The organism is Sporosarcina saromensis (genome assembly GCF_054901285.1).
Genome location: NZ_CM142738.1, coordinates 355,032 through 374,241 on the forward strand (window position 1 = coordinate 355,032; position 19,210 = coordinate 374,241).

Annotated in this window: 17 protein-coding genes, 1 pseudogene, 1 riboswitch and 1 other annotated feature; of the genes and pseudogenes, 5 read left to right on the plus strand and 13 right to left on the minus strand. The window is 44.2% G+C overall.

All coding sequences use genetic code 11. The features are described from left to right. The first annotated feature begins 294 nt into the window (after positions 1-294). The 3 genes from ACVHUV_RS01580 (at position 295) to ACVHUV_RS01590 (ending at position 3,042) form a co-directional block, all read left to right on the plus strand. Positions 295-1,143 carry an ABC transporter ATP-binding protein gene (locus ACVHUV_RS01580; protein WP_462085897.1) on the plus strand — a complete coding sequence of 283 codons (849 nt, stop codon included), beginning with the start codon at positions 295-297 and terminating at the stop codon, positions 1,141-1,143. Further along, the gene (locus tag ACVHUV_RS01585; protein WP_462085898.1) at positions 1,140-1,847 is read left to right on the plus strand and encodes an ABC transporter permease; all 708 of its coding nucleotides are present in this window, start codon (positions 1,140-1,142) and stop codon (positions 1,845-1,847) included. Before ACVHUV_RS01580 ends, ACVHUV_RS01585 begins: the two co-directional genes overlap by 4 nt. A 97-nt stretch (positions 1,848-1,944) precedes the next feature. Further along, positions 1,945-3,042 (plus strand): M50 family metallopeptidase, encoded by a 1,098-nt coding sequence (locus tag ACVHUV_RS01590; protein WP_462085899.1) that lies wholly within the window; start codon positions 1,945-1,947, stop codon positions 3,040-3,042. Positions 3,043-3,179: 137 nt separating this feature from the next. On the opposite strand, the gene ACVHUV_RS01595 is transcribed toward ACVHUV_RS01590, so the two are convergent. The 5 genes from ACVHUV_RS01595 to ACVHUV_RS01615 all read right to left on the minus strand — a co-directional run bounded on the left by ACVHUV_RS01595 (position 3,180) and on the right by ACVHUV_RS01615 (position 8,388). Beyond that, entirely contained in the window at positions 3,180-3,341 is a 162-nt protein-coding gene (locus ACVHUV_RS01595; RefSeq protein WP_462085900.1) for a hypothetical protein, read from the minus strand. Positions 3,342-3,513: 172 nt separating this feature from the next. After that, a complete protein-coding gene (locus tag ACVHUV_RS01600) occupies positions 3,514-4,551 on the minus strand; it encodes a ribonucleotide-diphosphate reductase subunit beta (protein WP_371391022.1) in 1,038 nt (345 codons plus the stop codon). After that, complete coding sequence (locus tag ACVHUV_RS01605) at positions 4,521-4,970, minus strand: flavodoxin (RefSeq protein WP_462085901.1); 450 nt, start codon at positions 4,968-4,970, stop codon at positions 4,521-4,523. Before ACVHUV_RS01605 ends, ACVHUV_RS01600 begins: the two co-directional genes overlap by 31 nt. Next, positions 4,955-7,168, minus strand: a complete 2,214-nt coding sequence (locus ACVHUV_RS01610) for a ribonucleoside-diphosphate reductase subunit alpha (protein ID WP_371391051.1) — start codon at positions 7,166-7,168, stop codon at positions 4,955-4,957. Before ACVHUV_RS01610 ends, ACVHUV_RS01605 begins: the two co-directional genes overlap by 16 nt. 210 nt (positions 7,169-7,378) lie before the next feature. Beyond that, positions 7,379-7,558: riboswitch (cobalamin riboswitch) on the minus strand. 689 nt (positions 7,559-8,247) lie between these two features. Beyond that, on the minus strand, positions 8,248-8,388 hold the full coding sequence (locus ACVHUV_RS01615; protein ID WP_462085902.1) for a hypothetical protein: 141 nt from the start codon (positions 8,386-8,388) through the stop codon (positions 8,248-8,250). A gap of 145 nt (positions 8,389-8,533) precedes the next feature. On the opposite strand from ACVHUV_RS01615, the gene ACVHUV_RS01620 reads away from it, so the two are divergent. Together ACVHUV_RS01620 and argS are read left to right on the plus strand one after the other, a co-directional pair. Next, a complete protein-coding gene (locus ACVHUV_RS01620; RefSeq protein ID WP_462085903.1) occupies positions 8,534-9,085 on the plus strand; it encodes a hypothetical protein in 552 nt (183 codons plus the stop codon). Positions 9,086-9,152: 67 nt separating this feature from the next. Next, positions 9,153-9,359: a binding site (T-box leader), on the plus strand. A 46-nt stretch (positions 9,360-9,405) separates the two neighbouring features. Then, entirely contained in the window at positions 9,406-11,070 is a 1,665-nt protein-coding gene (gene argS, locus ACVHUV_RS01625) for an arginine--tRNA ligase (RefSeq protein ID WP_462085904.1), read from the plus strand. 50 nt (positions 11,071-11,120) lie between these two features. Here the strand turns inward: argS and ACVHUV_RS01630 are convergent. From ACVHUV_RS01630 to ACVHUV_RS01665, 8 genes and pseudogenes are all read right to left on the minus strand, one after another. Beyond that, positions 11,121-12,520 (minus strand): annotated as a pseudogene (locus tag ACVHUV_RS01630) (alanine/glycine:cation symporter family protein). A 461-nt stretch (positions 12,521-12,981) separates the two neighbouring features. Next, on the minus strand, positions 12,982-13,251 hold the full coding sequence (locus ACVHUV_RS01635) for a hypothetical protein (protein WP_462085905.1): 270 nt from the start codon (positions 13,249-13,251) through the stop codon (positions 12,982-12,984). A gap of 53 nt (positions 13,252-13,304) precedes the next feature. Then, positions 13,305-15,257 carry an ABC transporter permease gene (locus ACVHUV_RS01640; protein ID WP_462085906.1) on the minus strand — a complete coding sequence of 651 codons (1,953 nt, stop codon included), beginning with the start codon at positions 15,255-15,257 and terminating at the stop codon, positions 13,305-13,307. Beyond that, positions 15,235-16,011: an ABC transporter ATP-binding protein gene (locus ACVHUV_RS01645; RefSeq protein ID WP_462085907.1), complete on the minus strand. Its 777-nt coding sequence runs from the start codon at positions 16,009-16,011 to the stop codon at positions 15,235-15,237. Before ACVHUV_RS01645 ends, ACVHUV_RS01640 begins: the two co-directional genes overlap by 23 nt. Positions 16,012-16,112: 101 nt before the next feature. Beyond that, entirely contained in the window at positions 16,113-17,141 is a 1,029-nt protein-coding gene (locus ACVHUV_RS01650) for a sensor histidine kinase (RefSeq protein ID WP_462085908.1), read from the minus strand. Further along, positions 17,138-17,821: a response regulator transcription factor gene (locus ACVHUV_RS01655; protein WP_462085909.1), complete on the minus strand. Its 684-nt coding sequence runs from the start codon at positions 17,819-17,821 to the stop codon at positions 17,138-17,140. Before ACVHUV_RS01655 ends, ACVHUV_RS01650 begins: the two co-directional genes overlap by 4 nt. A gap of 386 nt (positions 17,822-18,207) precedes the next feature. Continuing rightward, entirely contained in the window at positions 18,208-18,867 is a 660-nt protein-coding gene (locus ACVHUV_RS01660) for a nuclease-related domain-containing protein (protein ID WP_462085910.1), read from the minus strand. A 20-nt stretch (positions 18,868-18,887) separates the two neighbouring features. Further along, a complete protein-coding gene (locus ACVHUV_RS01665; protein WP_462085911.1) occupies positions 18,888-19,133 on the minus strand; it encodes a hypothetical protein in 246 nt (81 codons plus the stop codon). Positions 19,134-19,210: the final 77 nt, after the last annotated feature.

Here is a 19,210-nt window from a genome sequence, read left to right on the forward strand (position 1 = left end):
CCATCACATGACGTAACCTATCATCGTTCCAAGCTTTTCAAGCAAAGGGTTCTCCATGTGCTATGAAACAACCATTTACTGTTCCAACTCAACCGTGGAAATAGCGTTTTTCACTCTACATGTGGCTAGACGTACAAAATTCCTATGCTATTATCCGTTCATTCAACTCTTTTTATGCTCCATTCAACTTCACGTGTGCTCTTTTCACCTGAATTCAAATGCACTTCCTTTTATCTTTGCTTATGCTAAGAGTACGAAATGAATTGCGTAAGCGATCGACTTAGGAGGATGAAAATGGACAACATAATTGAAGTGAGCGGTTTAGCGAAAGTTTTTGGGAATCAAACAGCTATTGAAAGTGTCGACTTTCATGTGAAGAGAGGAGAAATATTTGGCTTCCTAGGGCCGAGCGGATCAGGGAAAACAACGACGATTAAAATATTGACCGGGCAACTTACTCCTACAAATGGAGTTGCGACCGTATTTGGTGATCCTGTTGCTCAGATGAAGAAACCACAATACAAAAAACGCTTTGGTGTACTGACAGATAACAGTGGCTTGTACGGAAGATTGTCAATCCATGATAACCTTAAGCTCTATTGTGATTTATATGACCTGCCCCATTCAAAGATTAATGAAGTACTCGATACTGTGAATCTAAGAGAGGCAAAACAGAAAAAGGTTTCTACGTTATCGAAAGGGATGGCACAACGTGTGACGTTAGCACGGGCACTCATACACGAGCCGGAACTACTATTCCTAGATGAGCCAACATCTGCACTCGACCCGACAAATTCCTTGCATATCCACGAAGGTTTGCGAGCGCTTAATGTGAAAGGAACCACCATTTTTCTCACAACGCACGACATGCAAGAGGCAGAAGCGTTGTGTGACCGCGTTGCCTTTTTAAATAAGGGCAAAATTCAGCTGTTGGATCAACCAGATAAACTTAGAAAAATGTACTCTGATTCGACACTCACTGTCGAATTAGTAAATGAGGAGAAAGTAATCTTACCTGCAGGAGCTGAAGGTGCACAGCAACTCTTCGACTATATGAAGAACAACCAAGTTGTAACCATACACTCAAACGAACCGACGCTTGGTCAAATTTTTGTAGAAGTGACAGGGAGGAAATTGGCATGAACATTTCATTAAAACGTGTTAACGCAATCTTTCAAAAGGATTTCAAGGATTTTTCACGAAACTGGGCGGTTTCTTCCGTGTTATTCGTTCCGATTGGCTTAGGCTTTATGTATGGACGTGCAGGTGTGGAAGATCTCACCTCTCATTATTTATTAATCAACTTAGCAATGGCAATGGTAGCAACTTTCGTCCAATGTTGTTTAATTGCTGAAGAAAAAGAAAAGAATACATTGCGCGGACTGATGCTATCGCCAGCTAGTACAATGGAGATTATTGGTGGAAAAAGTTTGCTTAGTTTCATTTTGACGTTGGGCGTCATTGTGCTAACTTCGTATTTATCCGGATACCAACCGGCTGATACAGCAGTCATCGTTGTTGCTGTCGTGTTATCTTCTTTATTTTACATCGCGATCGGAACCATTCTAGGTCTCTATTCAAAATCGGTAATGGAAGCTTCATTGATTGTGATGCCTGTCATTCTCATCTTTTCGCTTGGATCGTTTATTACACAATTAGCGGATAGTTATCCAATTTTGAAATTCACTTTGTACTTGCCGAACATCCAACTCATTGAATTAGCGACAAAAGTGGAAGCTGGCGGTAGTTTCGGTGATGTACTTGTTGAATTAGGAATCATCGCTGCATGGGTCGTTGTGTCTTTCATTGTAACCAATATCATTTACAGAAAAAGGATGATAGATTAAGATGAAACAAGTTATAAAGCTATTCATAAGCTTTTGCATCGCTGTTCTTCTCGTGTTCATTTACAAAACTGTTTTTAACTAATCTGAGGTGTTTATTTTGAAAAATTTGTCGGCCTTTATGGTTGGTGGATTGATTGGGTTTTTGGCAGTCCTTTACTTCATCATCTACCCAGAACCGTGGTCCATCCGATCAGCGGCAGTCGTCATTGTAAGTCTTTTTGCCAGCATCTTTCTTGGCATTTTATTGCACGAAATGGGACACTTCATCGCAGGGCGTGGCCAAGGGATGCAGTTACTCAATCTAAGTGTCGGCCCATTCGTCATCGAACGGTATAAAGGAAAGTTGTATTTCCATCTCGTCCCCTCGGTTCTTGGGTACTTAGGCAGAGCCATGATGGTATTTCCTGAACAGTTGGATAAGCACATTATGCGTAAAAAACTCATTCGTTATGTCTATGGGGGACCTATCACAAACATTGTGCTAGGTGCCCTTTCACTCGCGCTTGCTTTCTTCACGTGGCACGAGCCATTCTTTCTTATCTTTGGTCTACTAAACATTCTGTTAGGCACAATGAACTTGAAGCCTGCTATGGCAAGCAGCGTCATGACGGATGGGTTGGTCTTACAAAAGCTGAAAACAGAGCAAGATACCGTCATGCTTACGGGGTATACCATGGCGACGAAAAGTTTGCAAGTGGAAGACGTGAAGGAGTGGTCACCAGCATTCATTCAGAAACTAGAATTACTCGTTCAATCCGACGACCCTATGAGTAAAATCTACTTGCAAACGATCGGGTATTACTATTTTCCGAATGAAGCAAGCCGCGTAACCGCCCTTGCGCAACCGGTTATTGACAATCTAGCCGTCAACAAACCTGACTATTATGCTGATATGGCTGCAATTACTTTTACGACAGCTTTGTTGTTCGAAGGAAAGCTGACAAGTCATCCAGGAGTCGAAGCACTTCTCCAATCAATCAGTAAAGTCGACAAAGTGATCGACTTCAAACGACAGGCGCTACAATTGTATCGACAAGGCGATCTAAACGGTGCAATTGGCAAGTTGCACGATGCACATCATGCACTTGGTAAATGGCATCCATTGTATTTACGTGGAGAGATGGAGAAACGGTTACTGTTAAATTTAATCAAGATGTTGGAAAATCGTCCAAACGAAGCTACCTATTTTAATTAATCATTTCCTTCAATCATCAAATCGCGTGAAAAATAGCCTCTTATATCCATTTCACGCGGTTTGCTGTTCTCCTTCTTTATACTTCGACATTTATCGACATTACATGTCGTCTGCTTCTTACGACGAACGATACGAGCTCATTTGTCTTCTTCTAGTCGTTTTATCTGATTCCTCAGTGCAATCATTTCCCTTCTAATGGCTTGCATTTGCTTAGACGTATCAATGCCTATTCGAACAGCATACGTAATGACAAAAAACACTGCGACGAGTGCAATTGCCCCTAAAAAGTAGATTTCCATCTCTCTTTCCTCCTAATTGTTGGTATTGATAGTTTATCATATAGATCCATTTCCTGTTAATTGAGATTCGCCCTTTAAATCTTCATTAACTAGCCTCAATTTGCACACAAAAAAGAAGGACCCCTTCCCACATCGAAAAGGTGTCCTTCCCTACTAGTCACTATACTCTACCTTACAAATCATCAAACCCGTTCAAATCGCTTGTCTTCACATACTGTCTCGATGTTTGCTCAAAGAAATCGGTTTTTGTATCGTCAAAACTATCGACATACGCGCGGATCCACTTCATCGGGTTATCCGTGTACGCTGGATAGATTTCGCTTAGTCCGAGCATACGCAACATTTTGTTTGCTCGGTATTTGACGTAGCCAGCCATTTCGTCCAAGTCGATCCCTTCGATTCCACCTAGCACATAGTTACTCCAGATGATTTCCTGTTCAACGGAGTGGCGGAATTGGTCGTAAATCCATTCCGTAAATTCTTCTGTATTGTAGGCAGGATTTTCGGCAAGGGTTGCGCGGAAAATGTCACTAATTGCTTTTCCGTGCTGTAACTCGTCGCGATTAATATACGAAATCATAGTAGACGTTCCGACCATCTTCTGGTGTCGTGCAAGATTGTAGAAAAACGCAAAGCCACTATAGAAGAATAGGCCTTCCAATAGCGTCGTATAGACCATCGCCTTTAAGACAGTTTCAATCGTCGGATTCTCTGCGAATTCGTTGTAAATGTCGACAATCCGTTCGTTTCGCTTCATGAGCACTTCATCGCTACGTCCCATTTCAAATGAAGCCATCTGCTTGTCCAATGTCGTGACGGATGATAACACGTAAGCATAACTGTGGTTGTGCTCACTTTCCTGATCGGCAATTGTTGCCATGATCGATTTTACCGAAGGATCAGTTGCAAAGTCTGCAATTTTCATCGCAATGACCGTTTGCGGTCCGTCAAGTGTCGCCAGCAAACCGATAATTTTCAAAAATGCTTCCTGCTCGGCTTTCGATAAGTTGCCGAACTGCTTAACATCTTGTGTCATATCGACTTCATTCGCCGTCCAAAATAGTGAACGGATTTTTTGTCGTAATGTATAGAAATGTGGATGTGCAAGGTCATTCCAATTCAGGATGCCGCTCGCTTTTCCACCAAAAATCGCTGTTGATTTATTTGGATTTGCTGGATTCAGCACTTTAACGCGTGTGAGTGTTTCCATTGTTGTAAAACTCCTTTCGCCCAGTCAATGACGGTCTGTTCTTGCGCGCCACGTGGACTTTGTTCAATTTTCAGGGGAGCCATGCGTGACGCGTAAAACTTCGCGAGCTTCACTGCAGCATTGCAAAACAGGTCGTCTCCGCCAAACTGCGTATCACCCGTTCCAAATACGTATACATTGTCCGGCTTATATCCGACGTCCAAGACAAAATCTTTCACTTCGTCCGGCGTCGCCCCTTTATCCCATGTGAATGAACCGACGATTATCGCATCGAATTGGCGGGGATCTGGTACAGGCCCTAAACCAATCCGATGCACAGTCACATCCATTCCTTCACGCAGCAACGTTTCCTCTACTAGTTCCGCCACTTCTTGCGTATTGCCGCTCCACGAAGCATACGCAATTAGGAATGACACCATTCGCACTCCTCAATGTCGGAAGCCGTCGAACGTGTATAATAGGTCGTTTTCATGCCGGACTTCCAAGCTTGCATATGCAAATCGAGCAAGACGGACGCACGGATGTTGTTCGGCACGTACACGTTAAACGAAATGGATTGGTCGACATGACGTTGTCGAGCCGCATTCTGCTTAATCGACCAACGTTGGTCCACAATATACGCGGAGCGGCGGTACACATCGTACGTGTTGTGGTCCAAATCCGGTGCAATGACCGGTAACTTGTAATCCTTTTTCTCCTCGTGATAAAACGGCTTGAAAATCGGGTCGATGGAAGCTGTCGAACCTGCGATGACCGAAGTTGAGCTATTCGGCGCAACCGCCATCAGATAGCCGTTTCGAATCCCGTTTGCTGCGACATTCGCACGTAGCTCCTGCCATTCTTCCGATTGGTAATCGCGTCTTTCGAAATAAGAACCAGTGTGCCAATCAGAGCCTTCAAACAATGGATAAGCCCCTTTTTCACTCGCCAATTCCATTGAAGCTTTAATCGTCAAGAAGGCGATTTTTTCATAGAGTTCATCCGCGTACGCCACTGCTTCATCGGATTCCCATTGAATATTTTTCAATGCTAACAAATGGTGCCAACCGAATGTTCCAAGTCCGATTCCACGGTAACGGGAATTCGTCCGTTGCGCTTGGACAACCGGAATTTTATTCAAATCAATGACATTATCAAGCATGCGCACTTGAATCGTAATCAATCTTTCCAAAACGTCAGCCGGTACAGCACGACCAAGGTTAACTGAAGACAAGTTACAAACGACGAAATCGCCTGGTTTTGAACGTGTGACGACAATATCATCTTCGAGCGTTACGGACTCAAATTGCGTCGCACTCATATTTTGCATGATTTCTGAACAAAGGTTACTCGAGTACACCATACCTTCGTGTTTGTTCGGGTTCGCCCGGTTTACTTCATCACGATAAAACATGAATGGCGTCCCTGTTTCCAGTTGGCTACGCATGATGCGCTTCATAATTTCAATCGCAGGAACTGTCTCTTTCGTCAATGAAGGATGGTTGACACATTCCTCATATTTTTCGCGGAAACTGCCTTGCCCTTTTGACTCGTCATAGAAATCTTCGAGCGAATACCCCATCACTGTACGGACTTCGTGCGGGTCGAATAAATGCCACTCGGCACGCGCTTCCACTTGTTCCATGAAAATATCCGGCATACAAACGCCTGTAAAAATATCATGCGCGCGCAGACGGTCATCCCCGTTGTTCAGTTTCAGGTCAAGGAATGTGAAAATGTCTTTGTGCCACACGTCAAGATACACTGCGATCGCACCTTGGCGTTGGCCAAGCTGATCGACACTAACTGCAGTATTGTTCAGTTGTTTAATCCATGGAAGCACACCACTGGATGCTCCTTTGAACCCACGGATAGAGGACCCACGTGAACGGACTTTCCCCATATATACACCAATTCCACCGCCATATTTCGACAAATTGGCAATGTCCGTGTTGCTGTCATAAATACCTTGTAAGGAATCATCAACCGTGTCGATGAAACAGCTTGATAGCTGACCATGTGGCTTCCCTGCATTCGACAAAGTAGGTGTTGCAACGGTCATGTACAAATTGCTCATCGCCCAGTACGCTTCAGCAATTTTCCCTAGACGATTGTCCGTTTCGTTTTGCATTAGCGTCATGGCAATGATCATCCAACGTTCTTGTGGCAACTCGACCGGTTGTTTATCAAAATTCACTGCCGCATAGCGATCCATCAGTGTCTTTAGCCCGATATATGTAAATAGCTTGTCCCGCTCCGGTTCAAGGAAACGACCGAGCTCATTCAACTCATCATGTGAATATTTTTCTGTCAGTACAGGTGTGTACAAACCTTGTTGCACCAGTTTTTCGACATTTTTCGCGAAATCTGTATACACTTCGACACCACGCGCTTGTGTTTGGCGTGCATACACATCATCTAAATAAATGCGTGCCGCGACGAATGTCCAATAAGAAGACGCCTCATCAATATTGCTCAAGCACTCCAGAATCATCGCTTTCGCCCATTCCGAACGGCTCGCTTCCGGATGACGCTCGTTCCAACGTTCGCTCGCTAGCAGTAATGGTTGTAATTTCTCCGTTCCGAATTCGGCTTGCAGCTTGTCCAGCAGATCAGCTCCGCTTGTCTGTTCACGCATGATTGTCAAAATAATCCCGCTCCTTCTATACTAGTTACCGGCGTTGCCGGGAATTAAAGAATTTAAGTGTTAATTAAAAATAAAAAAAGCCATGAGTCAACCTTCCCAAGGAGTCATCGCTTTGTTGTAAGTTGTAGAAACAAATCGGAACAATGCTTACATATAAGCATTACACGGATTCACTTCCACTTCTCAACCCCCGAAGAAAGTGTCGCTCGACGATGAATGGCAGGTCTACTGGCTGACGTTTCATCCTTCCGTCTCCCCTTCCCGCAACGTGCTTGTCACAGTGGTCATGAGGCGGTCGTCTACGTTCACAGTTGCGGGGACAGCTCCGACTAGCGGATTCCCTATTAAACCGAACTTGGTACCATTTCATCGCAAATACTATATATAGTGTTCTTTTCTCTTTAACTACCCTAACATGTTGTGTTCTAATCGTAAATAGCTAAAAAGTTATAATTGAATTTCAAACTTTCAAAAGGGCAGTAGGATTTTAGGGAAGATGATTAATAGAAACAGAAATTGTAAATGAGGAATAGTCGTAACGAATCGATTCATAAGGGGAACGTATATTTTTTGTTGAATTTTGTAGAAGTTACTTTTGAAGCAAAGAACATGTATGAAAATAATAAGGTGGATTTGACCTATTTTTTTGGTGGAGATTTGGGAGTTTTATTATGGGTAAATGGTCGGCTCGGAAATTGTCGAGCGGCGAGGGGATTAAAGGAGATTGTGCTTAATAATAGGGAGTTTTCCCGTTCTCACCGGTTCATGAGCAGTTACCACCGATTCGGACGGGTTTACCACCGATTCTAAGCACTTTACCACCGATTCGCCTGTTTTCAGTAGAATTCCAACTTCAACCTCTGCCCAGAAACAACCTTTTTCCCGTTATCACCGGTTCAAACGGGTTTATCACCGATTCGGAGCGTGTTATCACCGATTCTAACGGCGTTATCACCGATTCTCGAGCTGTTATCACCGATTCCAACCACTTTACCACCGATTCGCCTGTTTTCAGCTGTAATTCAACTTCAACCCCTGCCCAGAAACAACTTTTTCCCGTTATCACCGGTTCAATAGGATTTATCACCGCTCATCGGCACTTTATCACCGCTTGTAGACCGTTTATCAACGCTTATCAGCACTTTATCACCGCTTAACCTCTCTTTATCACCACTCGCCCAGTTTTTAGGCGACGATTTTATCCCAAACAAACAACCGCTCCTAAAACAGAGCGTTCGCAAATTGGAAACTCATTATCTATCAAATATATTTTTTGATTTATCATAATTTTATTGATAATAAACTCTTACTTATGTTACCATATTACTATTAATTACAAAAAAGGAGATTTTTAAAATGAGCTATAAGGTTTTTTTGTTAATGGTATCCTTATTCCTCCTTCTTTTCGGATGCTCACCCAATGACGAAGGCGAAGCAAAATTGCCTGGAGATACAGAGCAGACACTCAGTGAAACGTTAGAAAGACCTGAGATTTTTGTCGGTATTAAAGATCCAGAGGAAGAGGGTGGGGCCACTTATGCAATACGTGATAAATCTTGTTGGGAAGAAGAAGGAAAGGAATGCAATAACCTCCAACCTCATGATCCAGAAGAGTTAGTGAAAGGCTATCCTGCGATGATTGTTCAGCAAGAGGATGAACTTGTAATCATGAAGCTAAACTCGAGTTTTAACACCCCCGATGCAACATGGTATATAGATGAACCGGAGATTATCCAACATTTTAAAGGCGAAGAAACAACAGTTGAAACCATAGATGAGAACAATGGCAGCCACACTTTCAAAGCCCCTCAGGAACCGGGGAGATACTTTTTTTCCGCTATCCTTCGATGGAATGGAGAGATTAAGGGAGAAGCAATCTTCGCATTTTCTTTTTTCGTAAAGGAATAATTTCCATTGGAATCCATCTACTCGCAGTGCCTATTGACATCGCACTTCCATTTTGGTACATTCAGATACAATATCGATGATGAAGAGAGTAACGGTCTTTTATTTCTGTAGCGAGCTGGGGGTGGTGGGAGCCTGGTGAAGGGAGATCGTGAAGCGCACTTCGAAGATGCTTTTCTGAGTTCAGTAGGAGAAGCCGGTGTCTCGCCGTTAGGAGAAAGGGGCCTGGATTGCAGGCAATTTGAGTGGTACCGCGGAACAAGCTTTCGTCTCAATCGTTTGAGATGGAGGCTTTTTATTATGCCTAAAAAGGAGTTTAGGAAATGAAAAATGTGATTTTGGAAATTTTACAGTCCGTCAGTCCGATCCCGTTGGAAGAGCATGCGTTGGAGCGTCCTGCTTATGCACATCTAGGTGACTTTGCCTTGCCTTGCTTCCCATTTGCAAAGATCCTTCGAAAATCACCTGCAATGATTGCAGAAGAAATCGCTGCTTCTATACAGCACCCTTCCATTCGCAAAGCAGAAGCCGTGAATGGGTATGTAAATATATTTTTGGACCGAAATGGTGTTTCAAACGATATTTTGCATACGATTGTCACGCAAGGTTCCACTTTCGGATCGTCAAATGAAGGCAATGACGGCGTTGTGACAATTGATCTTTCATCACCAAATATCGCGAAGCCTTTTTCCATGGGGCATTTACGGTCTACGGTCATTGGGAATTCCATTGCTTTATTGCTGAAGAAAAGCGGGTTTAAACCTGTAAAGATCAACTATATCGGTGACTGGGGCACCCAATTCGGAAAGTTGCTAACTGCTTATCGGAAATGGGGCAATGAGCAAGATGTTCGGCAGGCACCTATTGAAACATTGTTGAAGCTGTACATCCGGTTCCATGAAGAAGCGGAGCAGGACGCTTCCTTGAATGACGAAGGCCGTGCTGCTTTTAAAGCATTGGAAGATGGCGATGCCGATGCGCTTGCTTTATGGAAATGGTTCAAAACGGAATCGCTGAAGGAATTCCAACGCATTTATGACTTGCTAGGTGTGGAGTTCGATTCGTATAACGGAGAAGCGTACTACAATGATAAAATGCTACCTGTCGTAGAAGAACTCGAAGAAAAGGGTTTATTAGTTGAATCTGACGGTGCGCAAGTTGTCGATCTCGGTGAGACGATGCCGCCTTGTTTAATCAAAAAATCAGACGGGGCTACGTTGTACGCCACACGCGACTTGGCTGCAGCAATCGACCGTAAAAACACGTATGATTTCGTCAAATCCATATACGTCGTGGGGAATGAACAAAGTTTGCATTTCACTCAAGTGAAGCATGTGCTCAGTAAGATGGGCTATGCATGGGGAGAAGAGATGCACCATGTACCGTTCGGGCTTATTTTACAAGGTGGAAAGAAAATGTCCACGCGTAAAGGAAAAATCGTTTTGCTAGAACAAGTACTGACAGAAGCGATTGAGTTGGCGCAACGGACGATTGAAGAGAAGAATCCGACACTTGCCAATCAATCCGATGTGGCAGAAGCTGTCGGGGTCGGGGCAATTTTATTCAGCGACTTGAAACAACACCGCAAACACGATATCGAATTCAACTTGGAGTCGATGTTGCAAGTCGAAGGTGAAACCGGACCGTATATTCAATATACGAATGCCCGCGCGCACTCCGTTTTGCGAAAAGCAGGTATGGTTGATTCATTCGAAGTGACTGAAGTGAATGACTACGAATGGGAAACGATTAAGTTGCTTGAGCAATTCCCGCAAGTCGTCAAGCGTGCAACGGACGAATTAGATCCCTCCATTATTGCAAAATATGCCGTCGATCTCGCACAAGCATTCAATTCGTTCTACGGAAATGTAAAAGTGCTCTCCGATACAGCCCAACTTCCTTATCGTACTGCACTCATCCATAGTGTGACCATTGTGCTGACGGAAGCAATGCGACTGTTAGGCATGCAAGCACCTCAAGAAATGTAAAAAGGAAAAACCGATCGTCCCGTCAGAGGGAGCGATCGGTTTTATTTGCGTCACAGTTCGTGTTTATCTTCCCAACAGTCCGCGCCTTTTAACCCAGGCACTGAACTTGCTTTAAATACGGATCCTTCCCTTGATTGCGTTGCGTAGAAAAATCATCCAACACTTTAAAAGCGACTTTCCCAAGCAACAGAATGACAACTAAGTTCAGAATCGCCATCATGCCCATGAATAAATCCGCCATACTCCAAACGATATCCACTTTCGCCAATGCACCAAACATGACCATGCCGAGAACCGCTACTCGGTACACTACCATCCAAGACTTATGCGCATTGATGAATTCAATATTCGTTTCACCATAATAATAGTTTCCAATAATGGAGCTAAATGCAAAGAACATAATAGCGATCGCAATGAAGTACGGCGCCCAAGATCCGACATGCACTTCCATAGAAGCCTGCGTCAAAATGATGCCACTTTCTTCACCTTTATCGTAAAGACCTGCAAGAATAATAATGAAGGCAGTCGCAGAACAAACAATGATCGTATCAAAGAACACGCCTAAACTTTGCACAAGTCCCTGCTTCGCCGGGTGTGAAACGTTTGCAGTTGCCGCTGCGTTCGGCACACTACCCATCCCTGCTTCATTGGAAAATAAACCACGACGGACACCTTGCATTAACGCTGCTCCGACACCGCCGCCTGCCATTTCCTTAATCCCAAATGCATGCTCAAAAATCAATGCAATCATTGCAGGAATTTCACTACTATTCATTAACACAACAAAGAGTGCAATTAAAATATAAAACGTCGCCATAACCGGTACGATCGATTGTGTCACTTTCACAATCCGCTTAACGCCACCAAAAATAATGACAGCCGTCAACAGAACGAGCGCTACTCCAACAGCCCAAAAAGGAAGATTAAACACATCATGAAACGACTGACTAATCGTATTCGACTGCACAGCGTTAAAGATGAATCCAAAACAAAGCGTCAATAAGATAGCAAAAACAATACCTAACTTGCGGAAACCTAACGCCTTTTCCATATAATAGGCAGGACCCCCACGGAATGTGTCGCCATCCTTCACTTTATACACTTGCGCAAGCGTACTCTCTACAAACGCAGTCGCCATACCAATCAACGCTATGACCCACATCCAAAAGACAGCACCAGGACCACCAATTCCGATTGCCAACGCAACCCCCGTCACGTTTCCGGTTCCAACCCGAGACGCCGCACTAATCGTGAATGCCTGGAACGCAGATACGCCATCATCGCTCCCCTTCTTCTCCACGATGAGCCGGAACATTTCCCGGAACAGACGAAATTGCACAAACTTCGTCCGGAACGTAAAATACAAACCGCCCGCTAATAAAAGCCCGATCAATATGTACGTCCACAAAAAATCATTGGCCGGTCCAACGAGCCATTCCAACACTTTCATCGTCATCACTCCTTAAGCAATAAATTTATCACATCTCCTTCGTCTTTACCCTATCTACATAAAAAATACCTCTTTTCAAATAAAAGCCTAAAACGCCGAGTCACACGGACACGACGTTTTGAGATGATTTCTATATATTGTGCGGGAACGAAGGAGTTGTCGTTATTGCGGGATGGAGTTAACAGATAGTTTCCTTTTACGATAGGTTGCATGGTTGTAGCTGTATTCCTCCGTTATCACCGGTTCGGAGGTGGTTATCACCGGTTCTCGAGTCGTTATCACCGATTCGGAGCACTTTATCACCTGTTCTCGAGCAGTTATCACCGATTCTCGTCACTTTATCACCGATTCGCACTTTTCCAGTCAGTTTCTCTCTAAGTAATACAGCATGGTGAAGGCATATTCCCGTTACCACCGATTCGCTGGTGATTACCACCGTTTCTCAGCAAGTTACCACCGATTCAAGCGACTTTACCACCGATTTGAGCCATGTTACCACCGATTCTAGACACTTTACCACCGATTCGCGTGCTTTCAGGGAATTTCCTACAAATCTCGTTGGGCTCAATCGGCTTTTTGCCGTTATCACCGATTTGAGCCCCGTTATCACCGATTGGGAGCACTTTATCACCGATTCTCGGCACTTTATCACCGATTCTCTTGTTTTCAGGAAATTTCCTACAATCCTCTTTTCGCCCATCTAGTTTTCCGGTTACATGGATTCCAGCCACTCTCCCCTATCGTTGCAAGAAACCTTATCACCGCCCACAAATCATTCCACCCCTCAAAAAGCTGCTTTCACTGTTTTACGGTAATACCCTACTGTCAAGAAGCAGAACATGATGTAAATGAGTGCGTAAATACTCATTGCAATCGACGCGGGCACAGTAATATCGGACATGAACATGAAAGATGCTGCCTTAATCGCAAAGATAGAGTGTAGCAGTCCAATCAGTAACGGTACTCCGAAGACAAATAGTTGTTTGCGAATAATGCCACCCATAATGTCTTGTACCGTGAAGCCTAACTGGCGCAACGTCGCATAACTTCTCTTCTCCTGGTCCGCCTCCGTCATTTGTTTGAAATACAGGATGCTGCCCGTCGAGATCAAGAAGACTAACCCTAAAAATCCGGCGATGAAAATGAGCAGGCCAGTCGCCTGGATGGCATTCTGATACATCGAGTAAAAATCGACGCCGCGAGCCCATGTGCCTTCCTCCCAGTGTTGGGTTCGGATTGCTGAAGCTTCAGCGAGCTGCTCCGGATTCACAATGTTGACGACAACAACATTCCATAGCTCGGCTTCCGTAGGCATGACTCTCTTGTATGCTTCATAATCGGCTTCACTTACGACAAATTGCGCTTCATATCGGTCGTTCAGCACATCCCCTTCTCCCGGTTTTCTTACCGTAAAGGCTTTCTCTCCATCACGCGTGTTCAAGAAGACGCCGAATGGAAAATGGATATCTTTTGCCATCACACTCATGGACGCACTGTGGTAGATGGCCTCTCCCTTAGCAGGCGTTTCAACGGAAAGACCCGCTTCCTGTAGCTTCTCGGCGCTTATTAAAATAGCACCGTATAGTTCATCCGACGAGCGAATGAAAGCAGGGAATACCCCTTTCTCATAACGGCCTCCTACATTGAGATACTCTATTGCCGTGGTCGTATAGGCAATACCCTCTTTTTTCAGTTCCTCTTCAAAATCCCCGACCTGCATATCTTCCGCATAAAACCGCGGAGACAATTCCCCTTCAAACATGAAGTCAAACGGCATCGCAAAGCGCGTCTCTTTTTCTGTCGAATAAAACAAAGAATATGCGCCAGCCAGCATCGTCAGCGTCATGGCAGACAATACCGTAATAATCGTCAACGAATTTGCGTTGCCTTTCATCCGGTGCATAATCGGCGCGATTGACAAGCTGTTGACCAATCCCAGATGACCTTGTTTCCGCTTGCGAATCTGGTAAAAGAGCCAGCTGATCGTCACACGGAAAATGAGAAAGGTCCCAAGGATGGTCGTTGCCAATACTGCGATCATATTGAAGAAAAGGAGTGTGTTCAGCATACGCCCCGACAGCCAATAGCCGAATGCAATAAGGGCGATACCAAGTAGTGCAAGAAAAGCCGATCGAAAAGTTTTTGGCTTTTTCGGATGTTCACCTTGCTTTTCGGCATTAAAAAGGCCAAGCAATGTTGTACGACGCACTGCAATAAGCATTTGCACGGAAGTTAGGATAATGATTGCAATGAACACAACAACCGTCTGCAAAACTGCCGTGTTCGAAAATGTCAGCTCAATAAATCCATCAAACCCAACTAATTTCATGAGCAACAATAAAAACACACGTGACACGAGGATGCCAGCACCGATTCCAATTGCCAACGCCCCTGCACTAAGCAGCGTATTTTCCAAAATTAACAGTCGTGCAACTGCACCTTTTGTTAGCCCGATCAACTGGTAAAGACCGATTTCTCGGCTTCTTCTTTTTAGAAAAATTGCATTCGCATAAACGACGAAAATCCCTGCTATAAACAGCAACAGAATACCTGCAGCCTTAAACGCAGTTCCCATTTTTCCACCCGATTGTTCAACAACCGCCGGATCATGCTGCAACGTAGCAAATACAAAATACAACACAACACTAAAAATGAGCGCAAAAAAATACAAATAGTAGTGCTTGATATTCTTTCGCATACTGCGAACGACGAGATCAAAGAGCGTCAACGCTGTCACCCCCGAGCACACCTTGCACTTTCAGGATTTCCTGGAAGAACGCTTGTCTCGTTTTATCACCCCGGTATAATTCGGAATAAATATTTCCGTCTTTCAGGAAGACGACACGGCTGCAGTAGCTTGACGCAACAGGATCATGAGTGACCATCATGATCGTGACACCACGTTGTTTATTCACATCTTCCAATGTTCCAAGCAGTGAAGAAGCTGATTTTGAATCGAGCGCGCCTGTCGGTTCATCCGCAAATACCATCGATGGCTTATTGATAAGCGCGCGTGCTGCAGACGTCCTCTGCTTCTGACCACCTGAAATTTCGTGTGGGTATTTATTCGCCAACTCTTTAATACCTAACAAATCCGCAATGGTATTGAACTGATCCTCCGCCACGCGCTTTTTCATCTTTCCGAGCGATACGGGCAATAAAATATTCTCTTTCACAGTCAACGTATCGAGCAAATTATAATCTTGGAAGATGAATCCTAGCTGATCACGTCTGAACGCGGACAGTTCACGATCTTTCATTTTCGAAATATCCGAATCCCCAATGAGAATCGATCCTTCCGTCGTGCGGTCAATTGTCGCAAGGACGTTCAAAAGTGTCGTCTTCCCGGCACCTGACGCCCCCATGATGCCAACAAATTCACCTTCCATCACACGTAAGTCGATACCTTTTAAGACGTGTTGCACATTCCCCCGTGAGCCGAATGACTTCCGAACATTTTGTGCATGCAATACTGTTTTATATGGTTCCATTCCGTTTACCTCCCTGTTTGCTATACCTTAATCTTACGTATCGTTTGGCATACAGTCGTTTGATTCACATGACAAACAGGTCGGTCAACGTTACAATGTTGTCACTTTCGTGTAGCATCAAATTCATTTTCCAGCGGGAACGTCATTTGCACCGTCGTCCCTTTGCCGATTTCAGACTTAATTGTGAGAAGTATACCGATTTTCATTGCCACTTGTTGGGCTAAATAAAGGCCAAGTCCCGTCGCTGCATTATGCAATCTTCCCGTATTTCCTGTAAACCCCTTATCAAACACCCTCGGCAAATCGTGTGCAGGAATACCTGGTCCTTCATCCGAAATGCACAATACCCGATGACCACTCGGTTTTTGATTTGTAGTAATTAAAATTGTGCCACCAGCTGGACTGTATTTTATGGCATTAGTTAGCAACTGGCGAATGATGAAACGGCACCATTTACTATCTGTAACAACCGCCAGTTCCTTTTCATCCAACTCAATCCCAATATTTTTTTCAAGACACCAAGGCGTCAAATCCCGTAATTCCGCTGTCACCAATCGACCAATCTCGGTGAGCGTGAGCACATAATCTGTTTCAAGCGAAGGCATCCGCGACATGTACAATTGCCTGTCAATGAGCAAATGCACCCGAAGCCATTCCGCTTCAATTTTTCGCATCGGTGGAAACTCACGATTGGCATCTATCGTCATCTTCATCGCAGTTAACGGCGCTTTCACTTCATGCACCCATGCCGCCGTGTAATCACTTTCGATGAGGTTTGCTGCTTTGATTTCAGATAGATTATTGAGCTGGTCTGTTGCAATTTGCCCAAGAAATTCATTCGTTAACTGATCGCGATTAAACACTGGTTCCGGCAACGCTTCCTGCCAATGCACATCATTTTCAGCTGCAATATGTATCAATTCCTTCATGTAAGACGTCTCTTTTTTGTAACGCCAGAAGAGAAAAATAACGAAAACCATAACCAGCAAGCCATTTAAATAAATCAGAGAACTCATCTCCATCGACAGCCCTTTATCCATCCAGATGAGCACATCCGTGAAGACAAGCGCACCGCCGAACAGCAAAATCCAACTTTTCATATCGCCTACATACGCTAAAAATTCCTTCACAACGTCACCGCCATATAACCCATTCCTTTTTTTGTGACAATCGCGTCACCGAGTCCGACTTCTGCGAGTTTCTGCCGCAACCGTGTAACATTCACAGTTAACGTATTATCGTTCACAAATCGCTCATCGTCCCACAACCTCCGAATTAATTCATCCCGCGAAACAATCTCGTCTTTATATTGAACAAGCACAGTCAATATGAAAAATTCGTTCTTCGTCAATTCCAAATCGATGCCGTCTTTCCGAATGACGCCCCGCTTCATGTCAATAACAGCACCATTCCACTCCAATACATCAACCGACTCCTCCGCATACGCATACGTCCGACGAAGCGTCGCCTGAATTTTCGCCAGCAACACATCCGTATGAAACGGTTTCTGGATATAATCATCCGCCCCCATATTCATCGCCATCACCATATCCATCGGATGATCACGCGACGACAAAAAGATGATTGGCACTTTTGAAACCGCCCGAATCTCCCGGCACCAATGGAACCCATCATACGCCGGAAGCTGAATATCCATAATGACAAGATGCGGTTTCGCCTCAATAAAAGCTTCCATCACCTGATGAAAATTCTCAGGCCCCACCACACGAAACGACCATTGGCCTAGTCGCTCTTGCAATGAGGTGAAAATCGCCTCATCATCCTCCACAATGAAAATCGTCATATCCATCCTTCGCACACACCCTCTCTTACTTGCATTATAAAGATGTTTAAGGGAAAATTCGCTCTGAAAGGTGGAGTGTTAAATAAATTTTACCCCAAACAACCTCATAACCGGCTTCTTCCAGTAGATTCTCCTCGTTATATTGCTAAATATATAAGGATTTCTCACTTACCACCGGTTCGCCGGCGTTTACCACCGATTCGCTGGCACTTACCACCGATTCTCAGCACTTTACCACCGATTCAAACGACTTTACCACCGATTCTAGGAACTTTACCACCGTTTCCCCATTTCCCTGCATATATCCTTCCATTTCAAATTAGTAAAATGAGAAAACTGTGCAAGACTTTATGATTTCCAATGAAAAAGCACACATTGCTGTGCGCTTTTTCTCACTCTTTTAATTGATAAGGATACTTATACACTCTGTCCCTATACGTACCTTTCGTCTTTAACTCCATCGATACCAAAAGGCGATGTGCAGTTTGCTGTCGATCTACATGAAGAAATGTCCTGCAATCTTTATTCCTCATCTCTCCACCAAACAATAGGAACCAATCACGGATTGCTTGCTCATGCGCTTTTCGACTGGTTTTCCCACAAGACAGACAACGCCAGCCTCCCGAGTATTTCTCCATCCCAAAACCCCCACACCCAGGACAAATCACACCCGTACGAATGTCTTGTTTGGAAATAGCATATGTACTACAAATTGGTGCAGGAATAAATGGACGATGACACTTCTTCAAGCTATTCAATAGCCCCCTAAATGCTTGATTATCCAACATAAGAGAACCTGTTGGAAGTTTGCGGATGAATGTGGGGACTGCATGTGGAAATAAAATGGGAACTTCCGTGTCAAACACTTCAATTCGCTGTTTTGCATACGCGAGGACGACGGCTCCATAAACAGGAAGCGACAAACCTCTGTTATTTAACCAATCCTCAAACAGCTCACAATTGCTCTCCAGCTGGGCAATGGGACTTTTAAATCCGCTCAACTGGCCGGAATCAGATTTGCGAATCAACTGCGGCGGATTAGCTGTTACCATTAATTCACCTGCAATATTTTTCACTTCGAATAACACTGCATACCATGGGTAACCAACAACGTATCCACTTGAAAAAGTGTGCTCGATACAAGCGATACATCATGAAAAACACCATACTCCATTGAAAAAGCATACCGTTCAAAAACCTTATCCAACTCCTGTTCACCACCAAATCCAGCTTGAACAGCGGCGAACTTTGCCTTCAAAATAGGCATCATTTCATGATATTCCGGCAATCGTCTTATTGCAGCATCCAATGCTTCCAACAACTGAGGCGCCATTCGCTTTTTAATAATAAATGCACTTCATCTCCATTCCTATACTCTTCTACTTACCAATCTAC

Coding starts and splice junctions, on each gene's coding strand:
- ACVHUV_RS01580 (WP_462085897.1), top strand. CDS start 295: ATGGACAACATAATTGAAGTGAGCGGTTTAGCGAAAGTTTTTGGGAAT.
- ACVHUV_RS01585 (WP_462085898.1), top strand. CDS start 1,140: ATGAACATTTCATTAAAACGTGTTAACGCAATCTTTCAAAAGGATTTC.
- ACVHUV_RS01595 (WP_462085900.1), bottom strand. CDS start 3,341: ATGGAAATCTACTTTTTAGGGGCAATTGCACTCGTCGCAGTGTTTTTT.
- ACVHUV_RS01600 (WP_371391022.1), bottom strand. CDS start 4,551: ATGGAAACACTCACACGCGTTAAAGTGCTGAATCCAGCAAATCCAAAT.
- ACVHUV_RS01605 (WP_462085901.1), bottom strand. CDS start 4,970: ATGGTGTCATTCCTAATTGCGTATGCTTCGTGGAGCGGCAATACGCAA.
- ACVHUV_RS01610 (WP_371391051.1), bottom strand. CDS start 7,168: ATGCGTGAACAGACAAGCGGAGCTGATCTGCTGGACAAGCTGCAAGCC.
- ACVHUV_RS01620 (WP_462085903.1), top strand. CDS start 8,534: ATGAGCTATAAGGTTTTTTTGTTAATGGTATCCTTATTCCTCCTTCTT.
- argS (WP_462085904.1), top strand. CDS start 9,406: ATGAAAAATGTGATTTTGGAAATTTTACAGTCCGTCAGTCCGATCCCG.
- ACVHUV_RS01645 (WP_462085907.1), bottom strand. CDS start 16,011: ATGGAACCATATAAAACAGTATTGCATGCACAAAATGTTCGGAAGTCA.
- ACVHUV_RS01655 (WP_462085909.1), bottom strand. CDS start 17,821: ATGGATATGACGATTTTCATTGTGGAGGATGATGAGGCGATTTTCACC.
- ACVHUV_RS01660 (WP_462085910.1), bottom strand. CDS start 18,867: ATGGTAACAGCTAATCCGCCGCAGTTGATTCGCAAATCTGATTCCGGC.